Source organism: Sorangium sp. So ce887, from assembly GCF_051521455.1.
In the GTDB taxonomy this organism is placed as follows: Bacteria; Myxococcota_A; Polyangia; order Polyangiales; family Polyangiaceae; genus Sorangium.
Genome location: NZ_CP150354.1, coordinates 7,755,044 through 7,778,375, shown reverse-complemented (window position 1 = coordinate 7,778,375; position 23,332 = coordinate 7,755,044). Strand labels below are relative to the sequence as shown.

Genomic DNA, 23,332 nt, shown 5'->3' with positions numbered 1-23,332 from the left:
CTGGGCCGGGAGACCGTCGCGGATCCCGGATCCGCCGCCCCCGCCCGCCACCATCGGCACCCCGGTGCTGCTTCCCGGGGTCCTCCATGTCCCGTACGTGATCTCAAGCGCAGCGCGATCGTCCCCGCGCCGGATTGTGCCAGGGGGTGCGGCGGTGATAAGCACGGCGCGTGATCGGACGTGTTTTTCGCGGGATCTGGCAGGAGTACGTCATCGATCTGCGCGACCGGCTCGACGCCGAGGCGGCGCTCCACCGGGCCACCACGCCGGCGGGCGAGGTCACCCGCCGCATGGTGAGCGTCTTTCTCACCGTGATCGGCGTGCTCCTGTTCGTCCGGTTCGCCGGCAACGAGAACGACACGCGCTGGATGGTCCAGGGCCTGCGCGCCGTGGGCCTCGATGACGCCGCGGCGGGGCTCCACGACGCGCTGAACACCTCCCCGGACCGTCGCTTTCACCAGCGGATCGTCTGGGCGGCTGGGCGCCTCACCGGCTACCTGGTCCCGACCCTCCTCGTCGCGCGCTTCGTGCTGCGGGTGCCGATCACGAGCCTCGGCCTGCGCGTCCGCGGGACGGCCCGGCACATGTCCGTCTATGCCTTCTTCTTCGCGGTCATGGCGCCGATCCTCTACGTCGCGTCGCTCTCGCCGGCCTTCCAGGCGAAGTACCCCTATTACAAGCTCGGGCGGGGCGAGGACCTGTGGCCGTGGTTCTGGGCATGGGAGGCCCTCTACGCCGCGCAGTTCGTCGCGCTCGAGTTCTTCTATCGCGGCTTCTTCATCCACGGCGTCCGCCGTGCGCTCGGCTACGCCTCGATCTTCGCCATGATGGTGCCTTACGCGATGATCCACTTCGGCAAGCCGTTGCCCGAGGCGCTCGGCTCGGTGATCGCCGGGTTCATCCTCGGCACCGTGAGCCTGAAGAGCGACTCCATCTGGGGCGGCTGCGCGATCCATATCGCCGTCGCGACATCGATGGACCTCCTCTCCCTGTGGCACCAAGGGCGTCTATAGCGACGCCCCGTGGCCTCCGCGATGGAGACCTCCTCCTCGCCGCCAGGGGAGCACCTCACGGACGAACTGGCGGCCCCGCGACCGCAGCCCACGTCGAGGACGCGCATGCGGGCGCCAATGCCTGCGAGCGGCGACCGGCTGGCAATGAGAGCCGCCCTTGTTCCAGCGCGACGGTAAGTTTATCGAACCGATCGCTCTGTGAATGCTCCATCGTTCAACTCTGCACGACGTCGCGGTGGAGAGCGTGCCCCGCTGCGCCTTCCAGGGGGTCGTGGGCGATGGGTGCAGGCTCGAGAACGCACAAAAGCGCGCATTGCCCTCGAAAGAAAAAATTTGAACACCCGCGCGGGACAGGTAATTGTTAAGCATCATGACAAAGTCGCCACGACTCGCGCTCGTCATCGCCACCGCGGCATCCCTCGTGCAAATTGGCTGTGCTGTGCTCCCGGAGGATACGGCTGACGAGCCCATCGGTGCGGACCGGCAGGCCGCGCTCATGGGGAACGGGCTGACGTTCAACGGGCTGACGTTCAACGGGTTGACGTTCAACGGGCTGACGTTCAACGGATTGACGTTCAACGGGCTGACGTTCAACGGGCTTGTCATGGAGGAGCTCTCGGATCCGCTGGGCCGCATGCTGCTGTCCGCCATCGTGAGCTGCGCGCTCCCCGAGGGGGAGGCCATCGGCCTGAACATCGAGGGCGTCGACTACTCCTTCGCGGGCTCGGTTGGCCTCGCGCCCGCGTGGGGCGAGGACGACGGCGAGTGCGGCGAGAGCTGCAAGGCCTGGGTGTCCGCGTGCGTGATCTCCCGGGTCAACTACCTCGGCCAGAGCGTCATGATCTCGGTCCGGGGGAAAGACAAGGCGCTCGCGAGCACGAGTGAGGAGCGCTCGGATTACACCGAGCGCGAGGGCGCCTATTTCGGGGACATCTTCGCGAGCCCGCAGAAGCTCTATGCCTGCGTCGCGCCCGGCGCGTCGCAGATCCCGCGGGTGTGCGGGCCCTCCCTCCAGGGCTGCTCCCCCATCGAGGTGCTCGGGGACTGCGATGACGTCTGCAGCCGGGAGCTCGACGACGGCGCTTACGACAAGTGCAGGGATCCCTACGGCAAGATGCAGAAGGGCGCCGCGACGGTGTTCCTGGCTCCTTAGTTCTTCAAGCTTCGCGCTGCCCTGCACCGGCAGCGGCGTCGAGGTTCCTCAGAGGTCCGCCACCGCGTAGGTCATCACCGGCTGCACCCGGCCTTTGACCGTGATCTCGCTGACGGGACGGGTGTTGAAGACCTCCTTCACGAGCTGGTGAGTCTCCTCGCTGAGGAGCACGCTCACGCCGAGCTCCTTTGTCGCGTTCTCCAGGCGCGAGGCGAGGTTCACGGCGTCGCCGATGACGGTGTACTCCATGCGCGCTTCAGACCCGATGTTGCCCGCGACGACCTCGCCGGTGTGGATCCCGACACCGGTCTTGAGATCCGGGATGCCCCGCGCGGCGAGGCGCCCGTTGAAGCGCTCGAGCGCCGCGCGCATGCGGAGGGCCGCGCGCACGGCGCGCACGGCGTCGTTCGGCTTGGGGACGGGCGCGCCGAAGACCGCCATGATCGCGTCGCCGATGTACTTGTCGACGACCCCGCCCTCGTCGAGGATGATGGCCACCATCTCGGTGAAGTACTCGTTCAGGAGCCCCACGAGCTCCTGGGCGTTCATCTTCTCGCTGATCGTCGTGAAGCTCCGGATATCGCAGAAGAGGATCGAGACGGTGAGCGTCTCGCCGCCGAGCTGCACTTTGCCGGCGAGCAGGTGCTCGAGCACGGCCTCGGTCATGTACTTGCCGAAGGTGCTGCGGAGCTTGTCGCGCTCCTTGAGGCCGTCGACCATCGAGTTGAAGCCGGTCGCCAGATCCTCCAGCTCGTCTCCGGTCTTCAACGCCTCCACGTGGACGTAATGCTGGTGCTCGAGCTGCTTGAGGGCGACGTTCACGCGCGAGAGCGCGCGCGACATCGTGGTCGCGAGGCGCGCGCCGAGGATCAGCGCGACGATCGCCGTGAAGGTGAGCACGCCGGCCGCGAAGGTCAGGTTCTGGCGCACGATCTTCCGGACGTCGCTCACGTCGAGCGCCATGACGATCGAGAAATCACCGACCTTGCCGCGCAGCGATCGGGGGGCGAAGCGGGAGAGGGCCCACAGCGAGCTCGCGTCCTCGACGATCGTGGGGTGGGTCTCGTCGCCGATGACGGCGCCCTGGAGCAGCTCGGTCGGGAAACGTGCCGTGCCCGTGATCCTCTTGCCGGACGGCTCGACGAGCGCGATCTCCACGCCGAGCTTCGTCGCCACCTCGCTGAAGTACGTGGGATCGATGGGGATGCAGGCGAGCAGCGATCCGGCGTCGCTCCGCGCGCGCTGGGCGACCAGATACGCCGGCGGCGAGCCGCGCTGTCCATCGCACCCGTGGACGAGCACGTCCCGCAGGTCTTCCATCTCATCGAGGCCCGAGAGGCCCTCCGCGAGCCCGGGGACCTCGTCCGTGCTCGGCGGCGGCGCGTCGAACCCCCTCGCCGCGACGAGATCGCCGAGCTCGTCGAAGGCGGCGATGGCGACGTTCGGATGAGCGTCGATGACGGCCTCGAGCGCCGTTCCCACGGCCGCCTCGTTCCACAGCCGAAGCCCCTCGACGAGCTCGCGCGTACGAGACGCCTGGCGCGAGCTCGTCGCGATGGCGCGCTGCTGCTGCCTGAGCTCCAGCCGGAAGTTGCGGATCGCCTGCGGGACGCGCTCGCTGATCTGCGCGATGAGCTGCCGGTGCATCACCCACGACAGCACGGGGAGGGCCGCGAGCGTCGCGAGCGAGGAGAGCGCGACGAGGACGATGAGCTTCGCGCGAACGGTGCGGAGGCGGAACATGAAGACCCGCATCAGAGCAAAGTCCACCCGCAGTGGATAGCTCTCGGCGGCATCGACCCCGCGCTGCCAGAGCCGGCCGAGCTGCACGGGCGGGAGCTCCCCTCCTGTAGACCCTCATTCGGTATGCTGCTTCGCATGGACCAGCGCCCCGAAGACGCCATCGCCGTCCCGCCGGCGCTTGCCCACCTCCGCCGGTTCCCGCTCGACGGCGCTCTCCTGCTGTTCGAGCGGCGCTCCGGCCTCACGGCGCTATGCGATGGCCCCGAGACGGCTCACCTGCGCATGCGCGCTCCGCGGGTCGTCCAGTTCGCCATCACGAACGCCTGCAATCTTGCCTGTTCCTTCTGCTCGCGCGACGCCGGGGCCGACAGCGTCTGGACCGCGGGCGACGCCTTCGCCATGCTCCGCGACCTCTGCCGTGCGGGCGCGCTCGAGGTGGCCTTCGGGGGCGGCGAGCCGCTCGTCTTCAAGGGCTTCGCCGATCTGGTCCGGCGCCTCGACGAGGAGACCGTGCTCGCCGTCAGCCTCACCACGAACGGCACCGGGCTCACCGATCGGCTCCTCGCCGCGCTCGTCCCGCACGTCGGGCAGATCCGCCTCTCCGTGTACGACGACGTCGACCACCGCCCCGTCATCGCCCGCCTCGCCGCGCGCCGCGCCCGCTTCGGCGTCAACTGGCTCGTGACGCCGGCGCGCCTCGCGCGGATGGAAGAGCTCGTCTTCGATCTGCTGGAGCGCGGCTGCCGCGACGTGCTGCTCCTCTCGTACAACGGCCGCGATCGCGCGCTCCACCTCTCTCCCGCCCAGGCCGGGGACCTCGCGCGGCGCGTCCGGGCGCTCGGCCGCGCGCTGGAAGGGCGCATGACGCTCAAGCTCGATGTCTGCTGGGGCGAGCGGATGGAGGCCGTCCCGCGCCTCTTCGCGCCGGGCCCGTGCCCGGCAGGACGCGAGTTCATCGTCCTGACGAGCGACGGGCGGCTCGCGCCGTGCAGCTTTCACCAAGCCTCGTTCCCTGTCGCGACGGCCGCCGAGGTGCTCCGCGTCTGGGAGCAGGAGCGCGCCTCCCTCGCCGCCCCGGCGCGCGACCCCGGCTGCGCCCGGGCCGCCGGGTTCGGCCTCGATGCCGGGCCGCGGAGCCTTCCTCTCGCAGGTTGAACCATGAGAATCCGCCTCTTCAACGCCTTCGCCAGCAACAACAGCGGCAGCTACACCATCGTCGGCTCCTTCCGTGACGCCGCCACGGCCGAGGAGGTCGCGCGGCTCGTGCAGGAGGTCTGTGACGCCCACTCTGCCTGGCTCGGCGCGCGCGACGCGGCGCCGGCGGCCGCTGCGCCCGAGGGAGACTCGCCGCTCGAGGCCTTTGCGCAGCGCGAGGGCCTGCGCGCGGACAACCACGGAGGCGACGGCGACGACTGGCCCCAGTACGGGCCCTCGCCCGCGGCGATCGCGGCGGGCCATCAGGTCATCGTCCACGCGCCGTACACGGTGACGATGCCGCCGGTCTTCGGAGCGCTGTTCTACGCGAAGGGCGGCCGCGTCGAGACGGAGCTCGATCACGCCCACGAGGAGCTGGCCGTCGAGTTCAGCTACTGGCCCGCGGACGTGCGCTGGGACGACCCCGGGGCGGCCGAGCGGCTCGACGCGTTCGAGCAGCGCGTCACCGCCGAGCTCCCCGCCTGGACGGCTCCCCGCGAGCACGACAGCCGGCCGCCGATCGCGCCCGCGTGGCACGGCGACGGATGGCGCTCGCGGCACCTGTCCGCCGTCTTCGCCGACCTCGTCGAGGGCGTGCAGGGCGTGCGGCGTCTGGCGCGCGAGCACGGCATGCGCCTCACCGTGCGCGTGACGGAGTGCCCGCACGGCGTGGCCGATCCGTTCGCCCGGCTGCGGGCGCGGCCGAACCCCTGGGGCCCGTTCCACGTGATCCTCTGGCAGATCGGCCCGGACCGGATCGCGGCGATGAAGGCGGTGCGACAGGCCGTCGGCTGCGACCTCGACGAGGTGAAGGCCGCCCTCGAGGGGCTGCCGCGGGAGATCCTCGTCGACGTGACCGAGGAGCACGCGCGGCGCGCAGCCGACCTGCTGCGGCAGGCCGGGTGCGACGCCGAGGCGGTGGTGCCGGCGCGGCGCTGAGGGGATCGCGGGACGGGAGGGGGAGCTGGGGAATCCCCTCATTTCGTGCCCGTATACAGCGGGAAATTGAACAGGGAGGCGGGGAGGCGGGGAGTTTTTCTGAGATTTTACTCCCCGCCTCCCCGCCTCCCTGTGAATTTTCCGAAAATCTGAGGGGATTCCTCAGCGGGGGAGGACTGGCGCTCTCAGGAGGCGCTCGCCGGCCGGGCAATGCGCGCGTCACGGACAGGGGCGCTCGTTCGGGCGCTCATGTGCTGGAGCAGGTAGCGTGGAAGGATGAAGAACCCTCTGGAGCGTGGAACGATGAGCGACCATTTTCAATCTACCCTGGCGGCGCTCGCGGTGGTCCTCGCGGGCTGCGGCGACCCGTCGAGCGCCACCGGCGATGGGGGAGCACCGGCGGGCGGCTCGCCGCCGTCCATGGACGGCGGTGTGTCGCCGCCCACGGACGGCGGCGGGGGCGACGACGAGGACGCTTCGGTGTCGCCGACGGGCACGCTGAGCGCGCGCTACCCGGGCGACGAGGGGATCCGCGGCGACCCGGCCGTGCTCTTCCACGACGACTTCGAGGCAGGGTGGGGGCGCTGGGACGGGCCCGCCGCCGACACGCGCACCCTGCACATCGAGGCCGATCCGGCCACCGCCCACGGGGGACAGGGCTACCTCCGCTCGACCGTGACCACGGCCGACCTCGCGGAGGACATGTACATCTCGTCGTCCACGTGGGTCACCCACGAGCGCGTCGACGCGATCTACTGGCGCTTTCACGCGCGCTTCCCCGAGCTCGCCCCGAACCCGCACCACTGGGTGCGCATGGCGGCGGGCACCGAAGAATGGGACTGGAGCGGCCTCGCGAACACGGTGCCGGCCGGAGACGAAGGTTTCTGGTTCGACTTCGACACGAACACCGACGACGTCTTCAACTTCTACGCCTACTGGTACAAGATGCGCTCCGGCCGCTGTAACGACGGGACCGCCACGCCCGGATGCGCCGGCGATCAGGGGACCACGTATTACTACGGAAACGTCTTCGAGCCGCCGGGACAAGCGTCGTTCCCGCGCGACCGCTGGTTCTGCATCGAGATGCATGCGCGCGCGAACACGGTGGGCGAGAGCGACGGCGCGCTCGCGTTCTGGATCGACGGCGCGCCGATCGGCGATTACCGCCCCGGGTACCCCGACGGCACCTGGCTCCGCGCCCAGTTCCACACGGGAGGGTGCGAGTTCAGCGCGTGCACGCCGCCCGAGCCGTTCGGGGGCTTCGACTTCCGATCGAGCGAGGACGTGCGCTTCAAGAGCTTCATGCTCGACGCGTACTACGAGCGCGACTCCGACGCCCGCCGGCGGGCGGAGATGGAGGAGCGCGGCCTCACCGTCTCCGACGCGCACACGATCCTGTACGACGATGTCGTCATCGCGACCGAGCGCATCGGCTGCCGCCGCTGAGGCGCGCTCCGCGGGCGCTGCTCGGCATCTCGGGCGCCGCCGAGCGCCGCGGCCCTCGCGGATTGGCCCGCGGGAGGGCCGGCGCGGCGGCTCGTCGGAGGAGACGGCTACGGGAGCTCCCAGTCCTGCGTGGCCTGTCGGCACCCAGGACTGCAGTCTTTGCCGTTCGGGTACGAGGTCTGGTACCCGGGGGTGAAGCTCCGCTCTCCGAGGGCGGCGCCGTCCCGCCGCGCCACGACGTCGACGCGCGCCGGCGTGCCCTGGATCGCGAGCAGCTGCGTGAACTGCCCGGGGATCGGGACGCAGGATTGCGATACGGAGTCGCGGTCCGACCTCTCGGTGCATCGTGTCACGGGCTGGATCGAGACGGATACGGTCGGGCTGCACTGGACGAACACGCCGCCGCCGGGCTGCGGCGTGTTCGTCCAGCTGTAGGCGCACGACACCTTGCTGCCATCCACCTCGAGATCCAGCGTGTACTCTCCCGCTGCCCAGCTCTTGTCCGCCGTCGCCGCGGTGATCGTGAAGCCTTCGACGCAGCCCATCTCCGTGCATTGCTTTGTGGCGCAGCCGGACGCGGCGATCAGGGTGAGCCCGGCGAAGAGTGCGGCTGCCTTACGAGCGAAGGAGTCGAGTCGAACGAGGGAAGAAAGAGATCGATTCATGGGGTCCTCCCGGGGGCCGGGTCAGGCCAGGGTCCTGCCGCCGTTCACGGACAGCTTCTGGCCCGTGATGAACCTGGCGGCGTCGGACGCGAGGAAGGCGACGGCATCGCCGATCTCGTCCGGCGTGCCCATGCGCCGGAGCGGGTTGCTCGCGGCATACGACTGCATGGCCGCAGGGTTCGCGCCCTCGCCGAGGTGGCGCTCGACCGGGACCCAGCCGGGCGCCACCAGGTTGACGGTGATCCCGTGCGGGCCGAGCTCCAGCGCCCACGAGCGCGTGAGGCCGAGCTGGGCGCCCTTGGCCGAGACGTAGCTGGAGAACTCGGGGACACCCTGCTCGAAGACCTCGGACCCGATCTGGATGATCCGGCCCGCGCGGCGCTCCTTCATCCCGGGGAGCACCGCCTTCGCGAGGAGGACCGGGCTCTTCACGAAGAACTCGAGCTGGTCGAGGCAGTGACGCCACGTCAGCTCCTCCAGCTTGACGTGCGGCTGCGGGCCCGTCGCGTTGATCACGAGCACCTCGATCGGACCGAAGCGCGCCCGCACCCCGTCCACGAGGCGGGCGACCTCCTGCTCTTCGCGCACGTCGGCCTGGAACGCCTCGGCCTCGCCGCCGCCCCGGCGGATCTCCTCGACCACCCGCCCCGCCTCCTCGCGGCCGGCGAAGTAGTTCACCGCCACACGCGCGCCGGAGGCCGCGAGCCTGCGGGCAATGGCGGCTCCAAGGCCGCGCGAAGCGCCGGTGACAAGGGCAACTCGTTTCGACAGATCGTGCGCCATTCAGGCCTCTCCAGGAGATGGGGGATCGCGGTTCGCCCGGCACTGTAAAGGAGATCGACCGCGCAGGCGCGCCTGCGGGAGCCTCCCTGCGCGCGCGGAGCCGCTCGCCGCGCGCGCACAGGGCCGAGGTAGGTCAACGGTTGCGGTATCCACCGAGATCCAGCAATACAGGATTTTTACGTCGTTCTGTCGTGCTGCTGCGCCGGTGCTCCGCCTTTTCACCAGCAGAATTGAAGTTTTTCAACGCAACGCGCTACTGGTCGCCCCCTGGGCGTCGTATGCTGGGCCACATGAATAGACGCACGTTGCGACAGGCCCTGCGCCCTCTCGTGATGCTCGCCATGGGACCCGTGTTCTGTGCTGCCGTGGGGATCTCGTTGATCCACGCGTGGCTCGACGTGCGGCGCAGGTCGCCGGAGCGGCGCCGCCTCGCCCGCGCTGCGGTGCGGCATCGGCTCCAGCGGCCGCGCGACCAGGCCAGGCTGTGATTGACACGGTGCTTCCAGGGCGCGGTGGCGGTACGGCTCAGCGCACGAAGAGGAGCCAGAGGAGCGCCGCGGCGGTCGAGGCCAGCGTCACCGGGACACCGACCCTGGCGTAGGCGCGAAAGCCGATCTCGCGCTCGGCGCCCACGGTCTCCACGACGATGATGTTCGCCACCGAGCCGAGGAGCGTGAAGTTGCCCGCGAGGGTCGACACCAGGGCGGTCGCGATCCAGGCGATGTGGGGATCGGGCTGGCTGCGGATGTACGACTCCGCGAGCAGGATGAAGGGGACGTTCGACACGATCTGGCACCCGACGAGCATCGCGATGCCGAGCCCGAGGAGGCCGAGCGTCGGCCCCGCGGGGAGGTAGGGGCTCGCCGCGCGCAGCGCCTGCTCGGGCATGCCGGTCTTCTGGAGGGCCGCCACGACGATGAAGAGGGCGCCGAAGAACACGAGCACGGTCCACGAGACCCTGTCGAACAGCCCGTTCGCGTCGCGCCGGTGCAGCAGGATCGCCGCGGTCGCGCCGCCGATCGCCGTCCACGCCAGGTTCGCGCCGAGCACGAACAGCACCGACACGACCGCGATGCACGCGAGCGGCACGAGGGCGCTCGGCCGAACGTCCGGCGTACGCGCGGGCGTGGGCAGGGGCTCGGGCTCGGGCAGGGGCGCCTGGACCGCGATGCGGCGCCGGAGCAAGAGGTGCAGCATCACGGCCGTGACGGCGAGCCCGATCAGCGCGGCGGGGCCGGCCTCCAGCAGGTACGTGCGGTACGAGATGCCGGAGAGGTGGCCCACGAGCATGTTCTGCGGGTTGCCGGCGAGCGTGAGCGCGCTGCCGGCGTTGGCGCCCATCGCGAGCGCGAGGAGGTACGGCACCCGATCGAGCCCCGCGCGCCGTGCGGTCCGGTCGACGAGCGGCGCCAGCATCACGCAGACCGAGTCGTTCAGCAGCACCGCCGAGGCGAGCCCGGCGCCCACCGTGACGAGGTAGAGCAGGCGGACCGGCGAGAGATTCCGCCGCGCGACCCACGCGGCGGCGCGCTCGAACACCCCGGCCGCGTCGAGCGACGCCGAGAGCAGCATCATGCCGAGCAGGAGGCCGATGGTGTTCGGCTCGATCGCCGCGAACGCCTCGTGCGGCGTCAGGCCGGCGCCGGGCTCGATCGCGCTCAGGAGGACCATGGCGCACGCGCCCGCGAGCGCGCCGGCCGGGCGCCCGATGGGCAGGATCGACAGGCGCCGCGCCGCGATGAGGAGGTACGTCGCGGAGAATACGAGCAGGACGGACCACACGGCGCGGCATCTGAGCGGTCGGGCGCGCGGCTGTCAAACGGAGGCGACGCAGCGGTCTCGCCGCCGGCGCGCATTCCGGGTAAGCAGCGACGGCCTCGCACGGGCGCGGGCGGGGCGCTCTCCCGGGGTCCGCGGGGGCGCTCTCCCGGGCTCCGCGGGAACGCCAAGGCATGGGCAGGCAGCTCTCGACCCCCACCGCGATCCTCCTCGGCAGCGCCCTGATCGCCGCCGCGGTCTACCTCGGCCTGCGCCACGGCCCGGCCGCCGTCGCCCCGGACGCGCGCTCCGCCGGGGACACGGCCGCGGAGCGCGCCGGGCCGGGGTCCTCCGCCGGGCCGGCGGAGCGCGCCCGCGCGTCCGGAGAGGGCGCGCCGGCGCCGCAGCGCGCGTCGAGCGTGCCGCGCGAGGAGGTCGCGAGGCAGGCCGCGCGGGCGCTCGACGCGCACCGCCCGGCCCTGGTCGAGCGCTGCTACAGGCCGGCGATCGCGGCGCAGCCTGCGCCGCGCGGGGTGAAGTACGTCTTCAACCTGACGTTCGACGCGCAGGGCCGGCAGATCGCGCGCGGCATCCTCGAGGATCGCGAGACCTCGCGCCCCGAGATCACGGCCTGCCTGGTCACCGCGCTCCCGCCGGTCGCCGTCGCGCCGCCCGGAGCGAGCGTGCGCGTGGACGTCCCGTTCTCGCTGCCGTGACGGGCGCCGAGCCCGCCGGGGCTGTGACCCCGCGCGTCGCCCTTGACGCACCCGCCTGAACGCCCGATGCCGGAGCGGTGACGCCCGACCAAGCCTTGAAGGAAGCGACGACCGGCGCCCTTCGCCCGGTCTACCTCGTGATGGGGGAGGAGCGCTGGCTTGTCGATCGCGTGGTGAGCGCGATCCGGGAAGCGGCGTCCAAGGGGGGCGTCGCCGGCTTCAACGAGGACAAGTTCACCGCGGGCGACGCGCCGATCGAGTCGGTCCTCGGCGCCGCGCGCATGCTCCCGATGATGGGCCCGCGCCGCTTCGTGATGGTCCGCGGCGTCGAGCGCTGGGAGAAGAAGGACGACGGCGACGACGGCGAGGGGGACGACGAGCGCGGCGGCGCGGGCGGCAAGCGGGGCGCGTCGAAGCAGCTGAGCCCGCTCGACGCGCTCGCCGAGTACGCCAAGGCGCCCTCGCCGAGCGCGGTCCTCGTCCTCGTCGCGGCGAAGCTCCACGGCCAGCGCCGCCTCGTCACGTCCGCGAAGAAGGGCGACTTCCTCGTCGCGTGCGAGCCCCTGAACCGCCGCGCTCTGCCCGGCTTCATCACGTCGATGGCCCGCGACAAGGGCAACCCGATCTCGAGCGACGTGGCCGACCAGCTCGCCGAGCTCGCCGGGCCCGAGCTCGGCTACGTGGTCGACGCGATCGAGCGGCTCTCGCTGTACGTCGGGCCGAAGCAGCCGATCACCGAGGACGCGATCGCGCAGGTGGTCATCCGGGTCCGGCAGAGCACGGTCTGGGAGCTCATCGACGCGCTGGGGCGGCGGCGGCTCGACCGCGCGCTCGCGGCGCTCGCCGACGCGTACGACCCCCGCGACGGAGGGCTGCGCCTGCTCGGGGCGGTCTCGTGGTCGGTCCGCCAGATGGTGAAGTTCGAGTCGGCGCTCGCCACGGGCGCGAGCCAGGCCGAGGCCGCGCAGCGCGCGGGCGTGGCCCCCTTCAAGGCGAACGACGTGGCGCAGTCGATCCGCCAGCTCCCGAAGGGCGCGCTCGCCGGCTGGATGCGCATGCTCGCCGAGACCGATCTCGCGCTGAAGAGCAGCCGCCGCCCGGCGCAGGCGGTGCTGGAGACGATGCTGATCGAGATGTGCTCGCGCTGAGCGGGAGAGCGCGGGCCCTCAGGCGGGCTTTCGGGCCCAGGCGCCGAAGACCATGTCGCTGATGTACGTGGCGTTCGCCTGGGTTCGCTCTTCCACGAGGCGCTCCTCGAGCGTGTCGACGTCGATCTCGGCCTCGGTCGCGACCCCCTGCTGCAGGATGCGAGGCAACATCGCGCGGACGATGGCCGCGGTGCGGTAGCGCGTCTGCGGCGTTTGCACGACCGCCTCCGCGCGCACGCTCACGACGGTGAGGCCGGCCTGCTCGAGCACGGACGCGAGATGAAAGCCCATGTGGATGTCGGCGCCCTCTCGCTCCACCGTCCCCCACGTCCATTGATGCGTGCGCTCGTGGAGCGGCAGGGGCTTCACGGATGCCGGCACCATCGTGGTGTCGTGCTCCTGAAAGACGACAAGGCCGCCGGGGCGCAGGGCGCGGGAGAGGCTCTTCACGGCCGCCGCCGCGTCGGCCTGGTACATCAGGACGCGTCTGCCCACGATCGCATCGAAGAGGCCGTGCTCGGGCGCCAGCGCGCCCAGGTCGCCCTCGGCGAAGGTCATGTTCGAGAGGCCGAGCTCGCGCGCCCTGTCTCGAGCCGCCGCGAGCGGACGCGCGTCGCGGTCGACGCCCACGACCTGCCCTTGCTCGCCGACGAGCTTCGCGACCCGGAACGAGACATCCCCGGGACCGCAGCCCACGTCGAGGACGCGCATGCCGGCGCCGATACCTGCATCGGCCAGCAGGCGGTTCGTCATGTCGCCCACCACGTCTGTCATCGGTCCACTGTCCTTCGCCTCGTTCGCCATGCTCGAGTCGTAGCGCGAGCGGCACCTCCGCTGCAGGGCGCCGTTTGTTGCCGGATTGGCGGATCTTTCGATCCGGGGAGGGGAGGGGAGCGGAGCGGAGAAGCGGGGAGCGGAGAAGAGGGGCCCCGGAGCGGGGCCTCATTCCGAGCTATTTCCTCTACGGGCCGGGCGCCAGGAGCTTGCGCGGGTCGTAGTAGGAGCGCAGGCGCTTGATCTTCGGCGTGTCCGGATCGATCTCGAAGTGCTCCGACTGAACGACCTCGCCGACGGGCGACGGGAAGCGGATCAGGGTCGCCACGCAGTGACCGTCGGGGCTCAGGTAAGTGGCCTCGACCGTCAGGTGCTTCAGGTAGGGCGCAAAAGCGGTCGCGGCCTTCACCGCATCCTGACCGCGCAGCGGGCCCCCATACTTGGCGTGCACCATGGGGCTCTCGACGACGAACTCCTCATGGAAGACCGCGGCCAGCGCGAGGGCCACGGCGGCCGATTCGCCGGCGCGAAAAGCGTCATAGTATGACTCCACGACCGAAAGCGCTCGCGGTGTTGCCATTTCGACTCCTCCCTTGCCGCCCTCAAAAGCGGCTGAATTTTCGACAGAGGTCAATTGAACCAATTGCTAGACAAGCTCACGACGGTGGGAGGGTACGCCTCCCCGCCGGGGCACAAGTGCATCCATGGAAAAGATCCGCCTCGGGGACGCGTGGTCAGCCCTCGACGGGGGCCAGGCGCACGCGGAACGCCGAAGGGTACCCGTGATGGCGCGGCGTGGGATCGATCCGGTTGGGAACGCCGGCCCGCAGCAGCTGTTTGACGGCGATCGAGATATGCAGAATGGCTACATACTTGCCGTGGCACGTATGGATCCCTGACTCCCAGAACAGGTAGTTCTTGCTCGCCAGGCGTCCGGGCTTGAACTCGTCCGGGGCCGCGATGTGCTCTGGGTCGTGCATCGCCGAGGCGCTGCAAGCCATCACCAGCGCGCCGGCGGGGATCTTCGCCTGGTGATGCGTGCCAAGCCCGACCGTGTATTCGCGCACACAGCGGCTGGTGACGCCGACCGACGGGGGACGGAAACGGAGCGCCTCCAGCACATAGCCGGTTATGGCGGCGTCGTCCGCGACATTCGCCACGTTGAGCGCCTCGCGCAGCACGCGCGGGCGCTTCATCAGCTCGACCAAAACGTTGACGATCGCGCCGCCGCTGAGATCCACGCAGCCCATGAGCAGCCCCAGGATCACGTCGCGGATCCCCTCGTCGCTCTCGTAGGTTTCGGGGACCGACTGCATGAGCAGGTAGCGGTCCATCACCGAGGGCTGCTCTGGCGGAGGCGATTGTGCGAGCTGCTTCTTGCGCGCGGCGATGATCGCGTCGATCATGGGCAGCGCCTCCTGACGAGCGGCCTGCGCCGCCCCCACGGCTGCCGGGTCATTGGTCGGATTGAGGAAGATGTCGTGGAACAGCGCGTGGGTCCACGCCACCACCTTCTCGGTCGGTATCTCGCCGACGCCGAGGTATCGCGCCATCGCAGCGGCCGGCACCTTGAGCGCATATTCCCCGGCGAGGTCGAACGGCCTGTCGATGCCAACATGGGTCAACAGCCGGTTCGCCTCCTCGATGACGAATTGACGGTAGCGGGGCAGATCGGCGCGAGGAAACGCCAGGCGGAGCAGCGACTTCTCCTTCTCGTACTTGGGCGAGTCGTTCATCGCCAGGATGTTCTGGCCCACGTCCTCGATCAGCTTGGGCGCGATGTTGTCGACCGTGAAGACGTCGTTGGTGTTGAGCACCTCGACGACATCGTTGTATCGAGTCACGAGCGTGAGGGCTGGGTTGGCAAAAATGGGCCTCTCGCGTCGCAGCTGGCGGAGGAACGGAAGCGGCTCCTCTTTTAGCCACTTGAAGACCATGCCGGCCTCGATCTGCTGCCTCTTGACCGGATCATTCTCGTGCAAGAGCGCGCTGTGGAGGGCCTCGAGATAGTCAAAAGGCGCCTTGGAAGAGTCCGTCTTCTCGTCTTGTTCATCTTCTTCGCTGCAGATGCTCATGGGGTAAATTCCTTTCTCGCAGGTCGATCAGATCGCGACGCTCTGGGGGACCATCGAAGGGAGCAGGTACATGTACGGTTGCTCGCGGGTGCGATTGCGCTCGGTGATCTCCCGCTCGATGTGGACCAGGCGCTCGCGGTAGCGAGCGAACGCCTGCTTTGCCGCCGGATCTTGCAACATGCACTTCATCGTCGTGAGGCTCGCGCTGGTCAGCGGGGGGCCGATGCTGAGCGAGCGGCTGAGCACCATCTGGCGAATGCTCTGTGTCCGCCCCGGGAGACGCTCCAGCGGCGTGAACTGTCGCTTGTCGTCTCCGTTCAGGATATCGCTGTAGGGGCGATAGGTGGAAAACTGAGCATTGGGGATCCAGGTGTAATAATCGGCTTGGCCGAAGTTGACGGCGGCGTGGTACGCGGTCGCCGTGAAGATGATGTTGGTGACGATGGCGATCAGGTCGTCGAGGTTCGTGAGCGTCTTGAGCTGATCGGAGCTCTCCGGCGGGAGCAGGCCGTTCACGTCGCCAAGATCAGGAGACGCCAGCTCTTGAACCCACCTCTGCAGGCTGGCGTCGCTCGCCAGACATCGTGGCGTCGGAAAGGCGATCTTCAAGACCTGTTCGACGTACTCCTGGATCGCGGTCCAGTGCAGCAGCGCATCGTCGCGGTAGTGATAATTTTTCAAGTCGCCGACGTCGCGCGCTGCCACATCGTAGGGGAGCGCGCTCTCGAAGAACCGCCAGGGCTTGCCACGGTATCCTCCGATGCCCGAGCCGGCATAGGCGCGCCTCAGGAGCTCGAAAGAGCCCTCGCTGGCCACGGCGCTGGTGACGCCGAAGAAGCGCCCTCGCCCGAGGAACCGCCGGCGAGCCAGCTCGTTGATCGCCAGGGTGTTGAAGAAATGCGGCCTGAGCAGCTGATGGAGCGGATGCGTCGCGGGCAGGTTGCGGTAGGTGCTCACCGCGAACGGCTCCATGATCAGGTGCGAGAAGAGTAAATGGGTCACTTCGCCCTGGTAGATGGCGTCGGTGCTCGCGACGGCGATCTTGGCCGTGAGCCAGTCATCCGCTGGGCCCAGAGGGGTAAAAATCTTGTCGGGCGGCGTCCCGTCCCCGCCGTGCGAGTGCGCCAGTCTTATGGCCACTGGCAAGAGCTCGCCGGCCGCGCTCTGGTGCAGCATGCACGTCGGGGCCAGCGGGTACTTCCCCAGCTCTTGCTGCACTTCGGTGTCGACGATGCCCTTGAAGATGCGATAGTCGATGGAGTAGAGCTTCCCGCTCTCGCACAGCATCTCCAGCGTGCGACCGTCGGCGAGGGTGATCGGCTGGGGCTCGGCGCCGCTCAGGAACTCGCAGAGATCGCGCGGCGTCGCGCGGCGGATGTGCGTCGGATTGATCCCCACCAGGCGCTGCCGCCCGAACTCGGCGTCCTCCATCCAGCGCGCCGCGACCAGGGGCCTGCGCATGAAGGTCCACGGCTTGAAGAACTCGTCGAACTGGTCGAAGGTCTCCCAGTCATCGACGGACTCGAAGATGGCGCCCAGCCCGAGATCGGACGTGGCCTTGATGATGAACTTCCCCTCGCGATAGCGCTTGTACCCGTACGCGAACAGGTGAAGCGCCTGCGCGATTTGCAGCCCCGCCGTGTCCTTCCACTTGCCGAGGTTGAGCGCCAAGATCTTCGCGACGGGAAAGCCTTCCCCCGGTGGTACAAAGTCGCTACCGGCCGGCAGATTGGACCCGAATTTGCGCCAGTTGGGTGTCGAGCTGGGCTCCATCATACTCGTGCTCGCTTCTCCGTCTCAGGCAGATGGTGGATTGGGTGGTTCAAGTAAACCTCACTCTAGCGTCACAGCGGTTTGGGCGCGTGCGGGAGGGTTCCGTGTCGATCGCAACAGGACTCAGTGGTTCCAGCGCCGTCCCCCGTCCTCGCCCTGCCCCCGCAGCCGATCGCGTCGCCCTTCAATGTTGAACCGGCGAGTCGCCGTCCTACGAAAGGTTGTCGCGCCGGGTTGCACCTTGCCGAAGCGTACAGGTGCATCCTCGAAGTGGTTAGGAGACCGTAGAGCGTTGGCGCATGTCAAGCCATTTCGGTGGCGAACCTTCGAGCGCCCCGCGCGTGCTTCAGTCCTGACGCTCCGCTGCCTCGACGACCATGAAAGGTCGCATTTCAGGAAGATTTCGCGCAATGGTCAGGCCGCGCGGCGCCGAATATCGCAGGATATCGACGCGCGAGTCGGCGCCGCCCTCGTGCGAACCGTTCCGTCCCGGACAACTGGTCGAGATCGGGACACCTCGCAGCGCTGTGCATTGAGCTGTGGAGTGAACGCGACCCCTTCGACAGGTGGCCAGGTCGTTGAGCTGGCGCCAGACGTGTCGGCGGCGCCTCACCCGATCAGAATGCATCTCCGGTATGTCTTGGAGCGATGGGTGGCCCGTGAGTCCAGCGCTCGCGCTCGGTGATGGCCTCTCGCTCTGCTGTGCGCTGATGCCCTGGATGGCCATCGTCCGTATCACGGCGCGCAAGCATCCCACCGGCGCGGCGGTGTGCAGGTCCGCGATGCAGCGGATCTCTGCGGTAGCCCGGTCTATCGGGGCGGGGGTTGACCGTGAACGCTCAGAGGGGCAACGACGCGCTGGGTGCTAGCCGAGCAGCGCCTCGAGCACGCCCTTTTCCCCGAGGTCGCTGAAGCTGTGGGTCGGGGCGCAGGCGGCCAGCTCCGCGAGGGCGTAGCTGCCGGTGGCCACGGCGATCGACTCGGCGCCGATCGCCCGGGCCGCGGCGATGTCCTTCGGCGTGTCGCCGATGACCACGACGCGGCACGCCTCGAGCGGCGCCGCGAGCCTCGCCGCCCCGCGCGTCGCGCCGATGCGCAGGAGCTCGTCGCGGCGCTCGTGATCGCAGCCGAAGCCGCCGAACGCGAACCGCTCGTAGATGCCGACGCGCGTGAGCTTCGCCTGCGCCCCCGCGCGGACGTTCCCCGTGCCGAGGCCGACGGCGCACCTCGCCCGCCGGGCGGCGGCGTCGAGCGCCTCGACGACGCCGTGGTGGACCCGGGTCTCGTCGGCGAGCGACATCTCCTCCGCGAGGATCTCGACGTAGATCGCGAGGAGCGCGTCGATCGCGCTCTCGGTGACCTCGCGCCCGAGCGCGTCGAGCCCTGCCCGGAGGATGGCCCTGTCGGTCATGCCGGCGAACGAGAACGATTCGCACGCGTCGGGCCGGCCGGCATACCGGGCGAACGCACGCTCCATGGCGCGCCGGCCCGCGCCGCCGGTGGAGAGCAGGGTGCCGTCGATGTCCCAGAGGAGGACGGTGGGGCGCATCTCCCCATGGTAGATGCGGCGCGACGCGAGGGCGAGCGCGGAGGCGCGGCGAGCGGTCCTCGGGCGGCCTCATCGGAGCGGGGCGATGGCTCGCCGACGGACAGGGGCGGCGTTCGAGGACAGCGTGCGCCGACGCGCCCGGTCGCAGGCGCGTCCTGCGGCCGGCGCGGGCGTCCACGCGGCTGGCCGCAGGACGCGCCTGCGCCGCAGGGCACCACAAGCATGTCGGCCGCACCACAAGCATGTCGGCCGAGGCGCGATGGACGCCTCACCGCTGCTGATCGGAGAGTCGGAGAGATTTTTTTGAGGACGGACCAGAAAACAGAGAATTGAAGCGCGTTCGCCGCAATGCATGTGGCGCGCGCAACGTCTGCTTTCCTGTGCGCCTCGAGCGCAGCCGCGCGTCGATCTCTGCTAAGAGAGGCCTGTCGAGGGCGGGAGATCGCGTTGCGCGGCTCTCCGTGCGGGTCGTCGACGCCGGGTCGAGCGACAGGGCGCCTGCGAGCTCCTCGCGAACTGCACAGGGCGCCGGTTGCGCGGAAGACGCCCGGGAGACGAGACCATGCGACGCTCGCTGCACAGCCCGATCACCGCCGTTCTGCTGTTGCTATGGGGCCCGGCGGCGGCGGAGGCAGAGCCGCTCCCGCGGCGCCCGCCGCCGACCGGACCGGAGCAGGAGATGCTCGACGAGGCGAAGCGGCTCGTGGACCAGGGGCGAATCGCGGACGCGCGCGACATCCACCTGACGCTCTGGCGGCTCACGAGGAGCGCCTCCGACGCGTTCCGCGTGGGGATGCTGTCGTTCCGGTTGCGCGAGTTCCCGATGGCGGCGGAGTTCCTCTCGATCTACTTCGACATGGTCGGCACCCCCGAGGCGCCGAAGATCTGGGTCCCGCCGGGCTTCAAGGAGAGCTACGACCTGGCGCGCGCCAACTTCGCCGAGGCGCGACGGCACGTCGGGGCGCTCGAGGTGCGCGCGAGCGAGCCCGGCGCTGCCGTGCTCGTGGACGGTCGGCAGGTCGGCGTCTCCCCGCTCCCGCGCCCGGTGTACGTCGCGCCCGGCCAGCACCGCGTGAGCGCGCAGCTCGCCGGGAGGCAGGTCGAGGTGCCTGCCGCCGTCGACGCGGGCGGCGAGCGGACCGTATGGCTTGTGCTCCAGCGCGCCGGAGCGGAGGCGCCCGCGCGACCCCGGGCGAGCACGGCAGGCGATCTGCCCGGCGCGGCGCCGCCTCGGTCTGCGCGCGGCCCTGAGCTCCGCTGGTGGACGGTGGGCGGGCTCGCGGCCACATCGGTCGTCCTCGGCGTCGTCGGGGGCGTTTCGGTCGCGGAGGCCAACGACGCGGCCGGCGACCGGGACGCCGCCTTCGCCCGGGCGCACCGGGAGGTCTTCCGTTGCCGGCCGGGGTTCCCGGCCTGCGACGCCCACGCCGAGGCCGACGGGCGCACGAGGACCTTCACGGCCCTGTCGGTGGGCGCCTTCATCGGGGCCGGCCTTTCAGCCGGCGGCGCCGTGGTCGCGGGGTTCCTGCTCGCGCCGGAGGCGAAGGTCCGCGTGGGGGCCGTCGGGGCCGCCCCCGGCGCCGTGCTCTCCTTCTCGTGGTAGCGCCACCTCGTACCGGCGTGCTCCCGAGCGCGGCGCCGGGTTCATTTCCAGGAGCGTTAATCCATTTTGTAGAGAATTTTGGCGCACTCAACGTAATGCTATCCACGCTCGCGTTTCCACACCTGCTCCGGATCTCCCTGTCCGCTGCACGAGGACGCCTGATATCGTGGCGCGCATGTGGAAGCGGCACCTGTGTGCCTCCTGCGCGGTGTTCCTGGCAGGTGTCCTCTGGGCGGCCTGCAACGGTGACGCCTACGTCGACGTGGAGCAGGATCCTCCTTGCGACTCAACGAAGGAATGCGCGCCCGAAGAGACCGGAACGCAGTGCATCGACGGGCGCTGCCGGTGCTCGGATCCCGAGGAAGTGAGCTGCTGTGAGCCTGGCGCCAGGGAGGAAGAGGGCGATGCCTGCAATCGGGCGTGCCGGCCCGTTGGGGAGTGCAGCGCCACGCGCTGCGAGGCGACTCGGGACTGCCTGGGACCCGTGGATCCACGGTGCGGCCAAGCTCTGTGCGTCGCCGGCGTCTGCAGGTTGGCCCTGCGCGAGCAGCTCGACCACCAGCTCCCTGGCGACTGTCGTATCGTCAAATGCGATGATGCAGGGGAGATCCGGGTCGAGCATTCAGGGAGCGACGTCTTCGACGACGGCAACGAGTGCACAATCGACGGCTGCACAGACGGAGCTAGCTCGCACCTGCCTCAGCCGACTGGGCCATCGCCGGAGACGTCGGGATATTGCAAGGGTGGCAAGTGGGTTGGTTGTCTACGAGATGAGGACTGTGGAAACCCATCCTATGCATGTGCCGCGTCCGGCAGGTGCGTCCATGAATGGTGCGAGAACGGCATCCTGGATGTGTCCTCCGGAGAGACTGCGCTCGACTGCGGCGGCCCCTGCGATCCCTGCGAATCCGGACAGCCGTGCGACAGCGACGACGATTGCGTTGAGCAAATCTGCGCCGAAGACGGGACGTGCGCGCACGCGCGCTGCGGCGATCGTGTGCTCAACGGAGCGGAGACGGACGTGGATTGTGGCGCCCCATCGTGCCCCGCCTGTGACTTGGGAGAGAGGTGCAGCTCACACGAGTCGTGCCAGAGCGGCGTGTGCGTGGACGGCGTGTGCCGCGAGGCAACCTGTAGCGATGGAGTGATGAATGGCGACGAGGCTGGTCGCGATTGCGGCGGCCCCTGCCTCTCGTGCCCGCTGTACATCGACCGCCCAGATATCTGACACGAGGGATCATGAAGAGACCTAGAAGCTTCGCTGCGGCATTCGCGGCGCTCATCGTCGCCTCGTCCTGGCTCGCTTGCTCGGACACTCCACCGCCCCCCTACACGCCACCACCGGAGTGCAGAGCCGCAGCGGATTGTGAATTTCCTTATGATATGGACCCGAGATGCGGGATGATGGCTTGCATCGAAGGCGCCTGCGAGATCGAGCTGCTTGAGACATCGAGGAGCCAGTATCGAGGCGACTGTGAGATCACCCGCTGCCATGATGGGCAACGTGTCGCCGAGCGCGACCCGAATGACGTGTGGGACGATGGCAACCCGTGCACCGATGACGTCTGTGATCCGACTGGGCCCGTCAACAAGTATGTAGCGCCTTCCCCCGCGCCCTCCGGCTCTGGGTTCTGCAATGGCAGTGGACAGGAGGTTACATGTTTGTACGATGCGGACTGCGCTGACTCGACGCTGTTCTGCTCCCTCCTCGGGAACTGTATTCCCCTCGAGTGCAAGAACGGCATGCTCGATCCCGATTTTGGGGAGACTTACATGGATTGCGGCGGTCATTGTGATCCATGCAGGATAACGCGGCCGTGCAAGAACAAGTACGACTGCCTCACGGGTGTGTGCGGGCAAGACGGGACATGCTCGGTTGACAGGTGTCTTGATCGCGTGCAGAACGGTAACGAGTCCGACGTGGATTGTGGCTACGGTTGCTACCCTTGTGCAGATGGGTACAAGTGTCGGGCCAACGAGAACTGCGAGAGTGGCATTTGCTTCGCTGGCACGTGTCAGCCGCGCACGTGCAGCGACGGCCGGCGGAATGGGGAAGAGGAAGACGTCGACTGCGACGGGGACTGCCCTCCCTGCAATTGACGGGAGCTCGCCGGCGGCGAAGCTGGGATCGGAGGACCTCATGCGCAACATCGCGAGGCTGGCCGTGCTCGCCGTGCTGGGCCTTTCAGGGGCGGCGTGCTCCGGGCCGGACGAGCACCGGCCGCTCGGGGAGAACGATGCCGTTCGTATCGACGTCTTCGGGTTCGACACGCCCTTCGTCCGCGCGTCGATCCTGGCATCCAAAGGGGCTCGATCTTCGCTCGCCAGCACCACACGGTACGGATCACGCTGAAGCCGTGGCTCGTCCTGCAGGGATCGACCACGTGCACCTCGCGAGCGGGAGGCGATGCGAGCAGGGGCATGCCGGGCCGTGCATCCATACAAGTCTGATGGTGGAGCCGGAAAACATGATTTGGCTGAGCGATGTGTGCGAGCCTTGAAAGGAATTGATGCGTCGTCCGCCGGACGAGAGAGTCAATGATGCCGAGGCGGCGGGCAGCTCACGCGTGAGGGGTGATATCGATGTGCTGGCCCGGCCAGCGCCGTCTGGCCGAGGGCAGGTGCGGGAGGTCCCGCGCAGGAGCGGGCGCGTCCTCGCGAGCACAGAACACACGTCCTGCAGGGCACGCGCGCAGGTTGAGCGCGCCGAGCGCTCCCGTGACGAGCGCGGGCGACCGTGGCGGCACGGAGCCGGAGCGCGCGAGAAAGGCGCCCGCGTGGCGGCGTGCGCTGCGGCGCCCCCGCGCGCCCGACGGAACCCCGGCCCAGGTGCTGCGGAGCTCGATGTGCGTCGCGGGCCGGCACACCGTTCACACGCTTACGAGCAGCCCGTCAGATCCGTCAGCAAATCGACCTGAGTGGCTCGGCGTGCACCGACGGCCCTTCACACGCTTACGAGCAGCACATCAGATCCGTCAAAAAATCGATCTCGGTGACGCT

General features: G+C 69.3%; 19 protein-coding genes. 10 read left to right on the top strand and 9 right to left on the bottom strand.

The genetic code is table 11. The features are described 5' to 3' along the window. The first annotated feature begins 170 nt into the window (after window positions 1-170). Together WMF36_RS28765 and WMF36_RS28760 are read left to right on the top strand one after the other, a co-directional pair. Window positions 171-1,013 (top strand): CPBP family glutamic-type intramembrane protease, encoded by an 843-nt coding sequence (locus WMF36_RS28765; protein WP_437573964.1) that lies wholly within the window; start codon window positions 171-173, stop codon window positions 1,011-1,013. Between the two features lie 370 nt (window positions 1,014-1,383). After that, window positions 1,384-2,166 (top strand): hypothetical protein, encoded by a 783-nt coding sequence (locus WMF36_RS28760; protein ID WP_437573963.1) that lies wholly within the window; start codon window positions 1,384-1,386, stop codon window positions 2,164-2,166. 48 nt (window positions 2,167-2,214) lie between these two features. Here WMF36_RS28760 and WMF36_RS28755 read toward each other — a convergent pair whose 3' ends face one another. Continuing rightward, window positions 2,215-3,996, bottom strand: a complete 1,782-nt coding sequence (locus tag WMF36_RS28755; RefSeq protein ID WP_437573962.1) for an adenylate/guanylate cyclase domain-containing protein — start codon at window positions 3,994-3,996, stop codon at window positions 2,215-2,217. 48 nt (window positions 3,997-4,044) lie between these two features. Here WMF36_RS28755 and WMF36_RS28750 point away from each other — a divergent pair, with 48 nt between their 5' ends. From WMF36_RS28750 to WMF36_RS28740, 3 genes are all read left to right on the top strand, one after another. After that, window positions 4,045-5,064: a radical SAM protein gene (locus tag WMF36_RS28750; protein WP_437573961.1), complete on the top strand. Its 1,020-nt coding sequence runs from the start codon at window positions 4,045-4,047 to the stop codon at window positions 5,062-5,064. A 3-nt stretch (window positions 5,065-5,067) separates the two neighbouring features. Further along, window positions 5,068-6,042: a ribosomal protein L7/L12 gene (locus WMF36_RS28745; protein WP_437573960.1), complete on the top strand. Its 975-nt coding sequence runs from the start codon at window positions 5,068-5,070 to the stop codon at window positions 6,040-6,042. A gap of 276 nt (window positions 6,043-6,318) precedes the next feature. Further along, window positions 6,319-7,488: a hypothetical protein gene (locus WMF36_RS28740; RefSeq protein ID WP_437573959.1), complete on the top strand. Its 1,170-nt coding sequence runs from the start codon at window positions 6,319-6,321 to the stop codon at window positions 7,486-7,488. A gap of 107 nt (window positions 7,489-7,595) precedes the next feature. Here WMF36_RS28740 and WMF36_RS28735 read toward each other — a convergent pair whose 3' ends face one another. Continuing rightward, window positions 7,596-8,153 (bottom strand): hypothetical protein, encoded by a 558-nt coding sequence (locus WMF36_RS28735; RefSeq protein WP_437573958.1) that lies wholly within the window; start codon window positions 8,151-8,153, stop codon window positions 7,596-7,598. 21 nt (window positions 8,154-8,174) lie between these two features. Next, the gene (locus WMF36_RS28730; protein ID WP_437573957.1) at window positions 8,175-8,936 is read right to left on the bottom strand and encodes an SDR family oxidoreductase; all 762 of its coding nucleotides are present in this window, start codon (window positions 8,934-8,936) and stop codon (window positions 8,175-8,177) included. Window positions 8,937-9,226: 290 nt separating this feature from the next. Between WMF36_RS28730 and WMF36_RS28725 the strand changes: the two genes are divergently transcribed. Next, window positions 9,227-9,424, top strand: a complete 198-nt coding sequence (locus WMF36_RS28725) for a hypothetical protein (RefSeq protein WP_437573956.1) — start codon at window positions 9,227-9,229, stop codon at window positions 9,422-9,424. Between the two features lie 37 nt (window positions 9,425-9,461). Here the strand turns inward: WMF36_RS28725 and WMF36_RS28720 are convergent, their stop codons facing one another. After that, complete coding sequence (locus WMF36_RS28720; RefSeq protein WP_437573955.1) at window positions 9,462-10,718, bottom strand: SLC13 family permease; 1,257 nt, start codon at window positions 10,716-10,718, stop codon at window positions 9,462-9,464. A gap of 170 nt (window positions 10,719-10,888) precedes the next feature. Between WMF36_RS28720 and WMF36_RS28715 the strand changes: the two genes are divergently transcribed. Together WMF36_RS28715 and holA are read left to right on the top strand one after the other, a co-directional pair. Continuing rightward, on the top strand, window positions 10,889-11,410 hold the full coding sequence (locus WMF36_RS28715; RefSeq protein WP_437573954.1) for a hypothetical protein: 522 nt from the start codon (window positions 10,889-10,891) through the stop codon (window positions 11,408-11,410). Window positions 11,411-11,505: 95 nt separating this feature from the next. Beyond that, window positions 11,506-12,558, top strand: a complete 1,053-nt coding sequence (holA, locus tag WMF36_RS28710) for a DNA polymerase III subunit delta (protein WP_437573953.1) — start codon at window positions 11,506-11,508, stop codon at window positions 12,556-12,558. Between the two features lie 18 nt (window positions 12,559-12,576). Here holA and WMF36_RS28705 read toward each other — a convergent pair whose 3' ends face one another. From WMF36_RS28705 to WMF36_RS28685, 5 genes are all read right to left on the bottom strand, one after another. Beyond that, a complete protein-coding gene (locus WMF36_RS28705; RefSeq protein ID WP_437573952.1) occupies window positions 12,577-13,332 on the bottom strand; it encodes a class I SAM-dependent methyltransferase in 756 nt (251 codons plus the stop codon). A gap of 187 nt (window positions 13,333-13,519) precedes the next feature. Next, complete coding sequence (locus tag WMF36_RS28700; RefSeq protein ID WP_437573951.1) at window positions 13,520-13,912, bottom strand: nuclear transport factor 2 family protein; 393 nt, start codon at window positions 13,910-13,912, stop codon at window positions 13,520-13,522. Between the two features lie 154 nt (window positions 13,913-14,066). Next, window positions 14,067-15,407, bottom strand: a complete 1,341-nt coding sequence (locus WMF36_RS28695; protein WP_437573950.1) for a cytochrome P450 — start codon at window positions 15,405-15,407, stop codon at window positions 14,067-14,069. A 27-nt stretch (window positions 15,408-15,434) separates the two neighbouring features. Next, window positions 15,435-17,078, bottom strand: coding sequence for a lipoxygenase family protein (locus WMF36_RS28690; protein ID WP_437573949.1), 1,644 nt, complete (start codon window positions 17,076-17,078; stop codon window positions 15,435-15,437). A 967-nt stretch (window positions 17,079-18,045) separates the two neighbouring features. After that, window positions 18,046-18,729, bottom strand: a complete 684-nt coding sequence (locus tag WMF36_RS28685) for an HAD family hydrolase (RefSeq protein ID WP_437573948.1) — start codon at window positions 18,727-18,729, stop codon at window positions 18,046-18,048. 562 nt (window positions 18,730-19,291) lie between these two features. Between WMF36_RS28685 and WMF36_RS28680 the strand changes: the two genes are divergently transcribed. Further along, window positions 19,292-20,332, top strand: coding sequence for a hypothetical protein (locus tag WMF36_RS28680; RefSeq protein WP_437573947.1), 1,041 nt, complete (start codon window positions 19,292-19,294; stop codon window positions 20,330-20,332). Window positions 20,333-22,472: 2,140 nt separating this feature from the next. Next, a complete protein-coding gene (locus WMF36_RS28675; RefSeq protein ID WP_437573946.1) occupies window positions 22,473-22,685 on the top strand; it encodes a hypothetical protein in 213 nt (70 codons plus the stop codon). Window positions 22,686-23,332 lie beyond the last annotated feature (647 nt).

Bases quoted from the DNA above. Each gene is read 5' to 3' on its own strand.
- WMF36_RS28760 (WP_437573963.1), top strand. From the start codon at position 1,384: ATGACAAAGTCGCCACGACTCGCGCTCGTCATCGCCACCGCGGCATCC.
- WMF36_RS28750 (WP_437573961.1), top strand. From the start codon at position 4,045: ATGGACCAGCGCCCCGAAGACGCCATCGCCGTCCCGCCGGCGCTTGCC.
- WMF36_RS28745 (WP_437573960.1), top strand. From the start codon at position 5,068: ATGAGAATCCGCCTCTTCAACGCCTTCGCCAGCAACAACAGCGGCAGC.
- WMF36_RS28740 (WP_437573959.1), top strand. From the start codon at position 6,319: ATGAAGAACCCTCTGGAGCGTGGAACGATGAGCGACCATTTTCAATCT.
- WMF36_RS28735 (WP_437573958.1), bottom strand. From the start codon at position 8,153: ATGAATCGATCTCTTTCTTCCCTCGTTCGACTCGACTCCTTCGCTCGT.
- WMF36_RS28730 (WP_437573957.1), bottom strand. From the start codon at position 8,936: ATGGCGCACGATCTGTCGAAACGAGTTGCCCTTGTCACCGGCGCTTCG.
- WMF36_RS28725 (WP_437573956.1), top strand. From the start codon at position 9,227: ATGAATAGACGCACGTTGCGACAGGCCCTGCGCCCTCTCGTGATGCTC.
- WMF36_RS28715 (WP_437573954.1), top strand. From the start codon at position 10,889: ATGGGCAGGCAGCTCTCGACCCCCACCGCGATCCTCCTCGGCAGCGCC.
- WMF36_RS28705 (WP_437573952.1), bottom strand. From the start codon at position 13,332: ATGACAGACGTGGTGGGCGACATGACGAACCGCCTGCTGGCCGATGCA.
- WMF36_RS28700 (WP_437573951.1), bottom strand. From the start codon at position 13,912: ATGGCAACACCGCGAGCGCTTTCGGTCGTGGAGTCATACTATGACGCT.
- WMF36_RS28695 (WP_437573950.1), bottom strand. From the start codon at position 15,407: ATGAGCATCTGCAGCGAAGAAGATGAACAAGACGAGAAGACGGACTCT.
- WMF36_RS28685 (WP_437573948.1), bottom strand. From the start codon at position 18,729: ATGCGCCCCACCGTCCTCCTCTGGGACATCGACGGCACCCTGCTCTCC.
- WMF36_RS28680 (WP_437573947.1), top strand. From the start codon at position 19,292: ATGCGACGCTCGCTGCACAGCCCGATCACCGCCGTTCTGCTGTTGCTA.
- WMF36_RS28675 (WP_437573946.1), top strand. From the start codon at position 22,473: ATGCGCAACATCGCGAGGCTGGCCGTGCTCGCCGTGCTGGGCCTTTCA.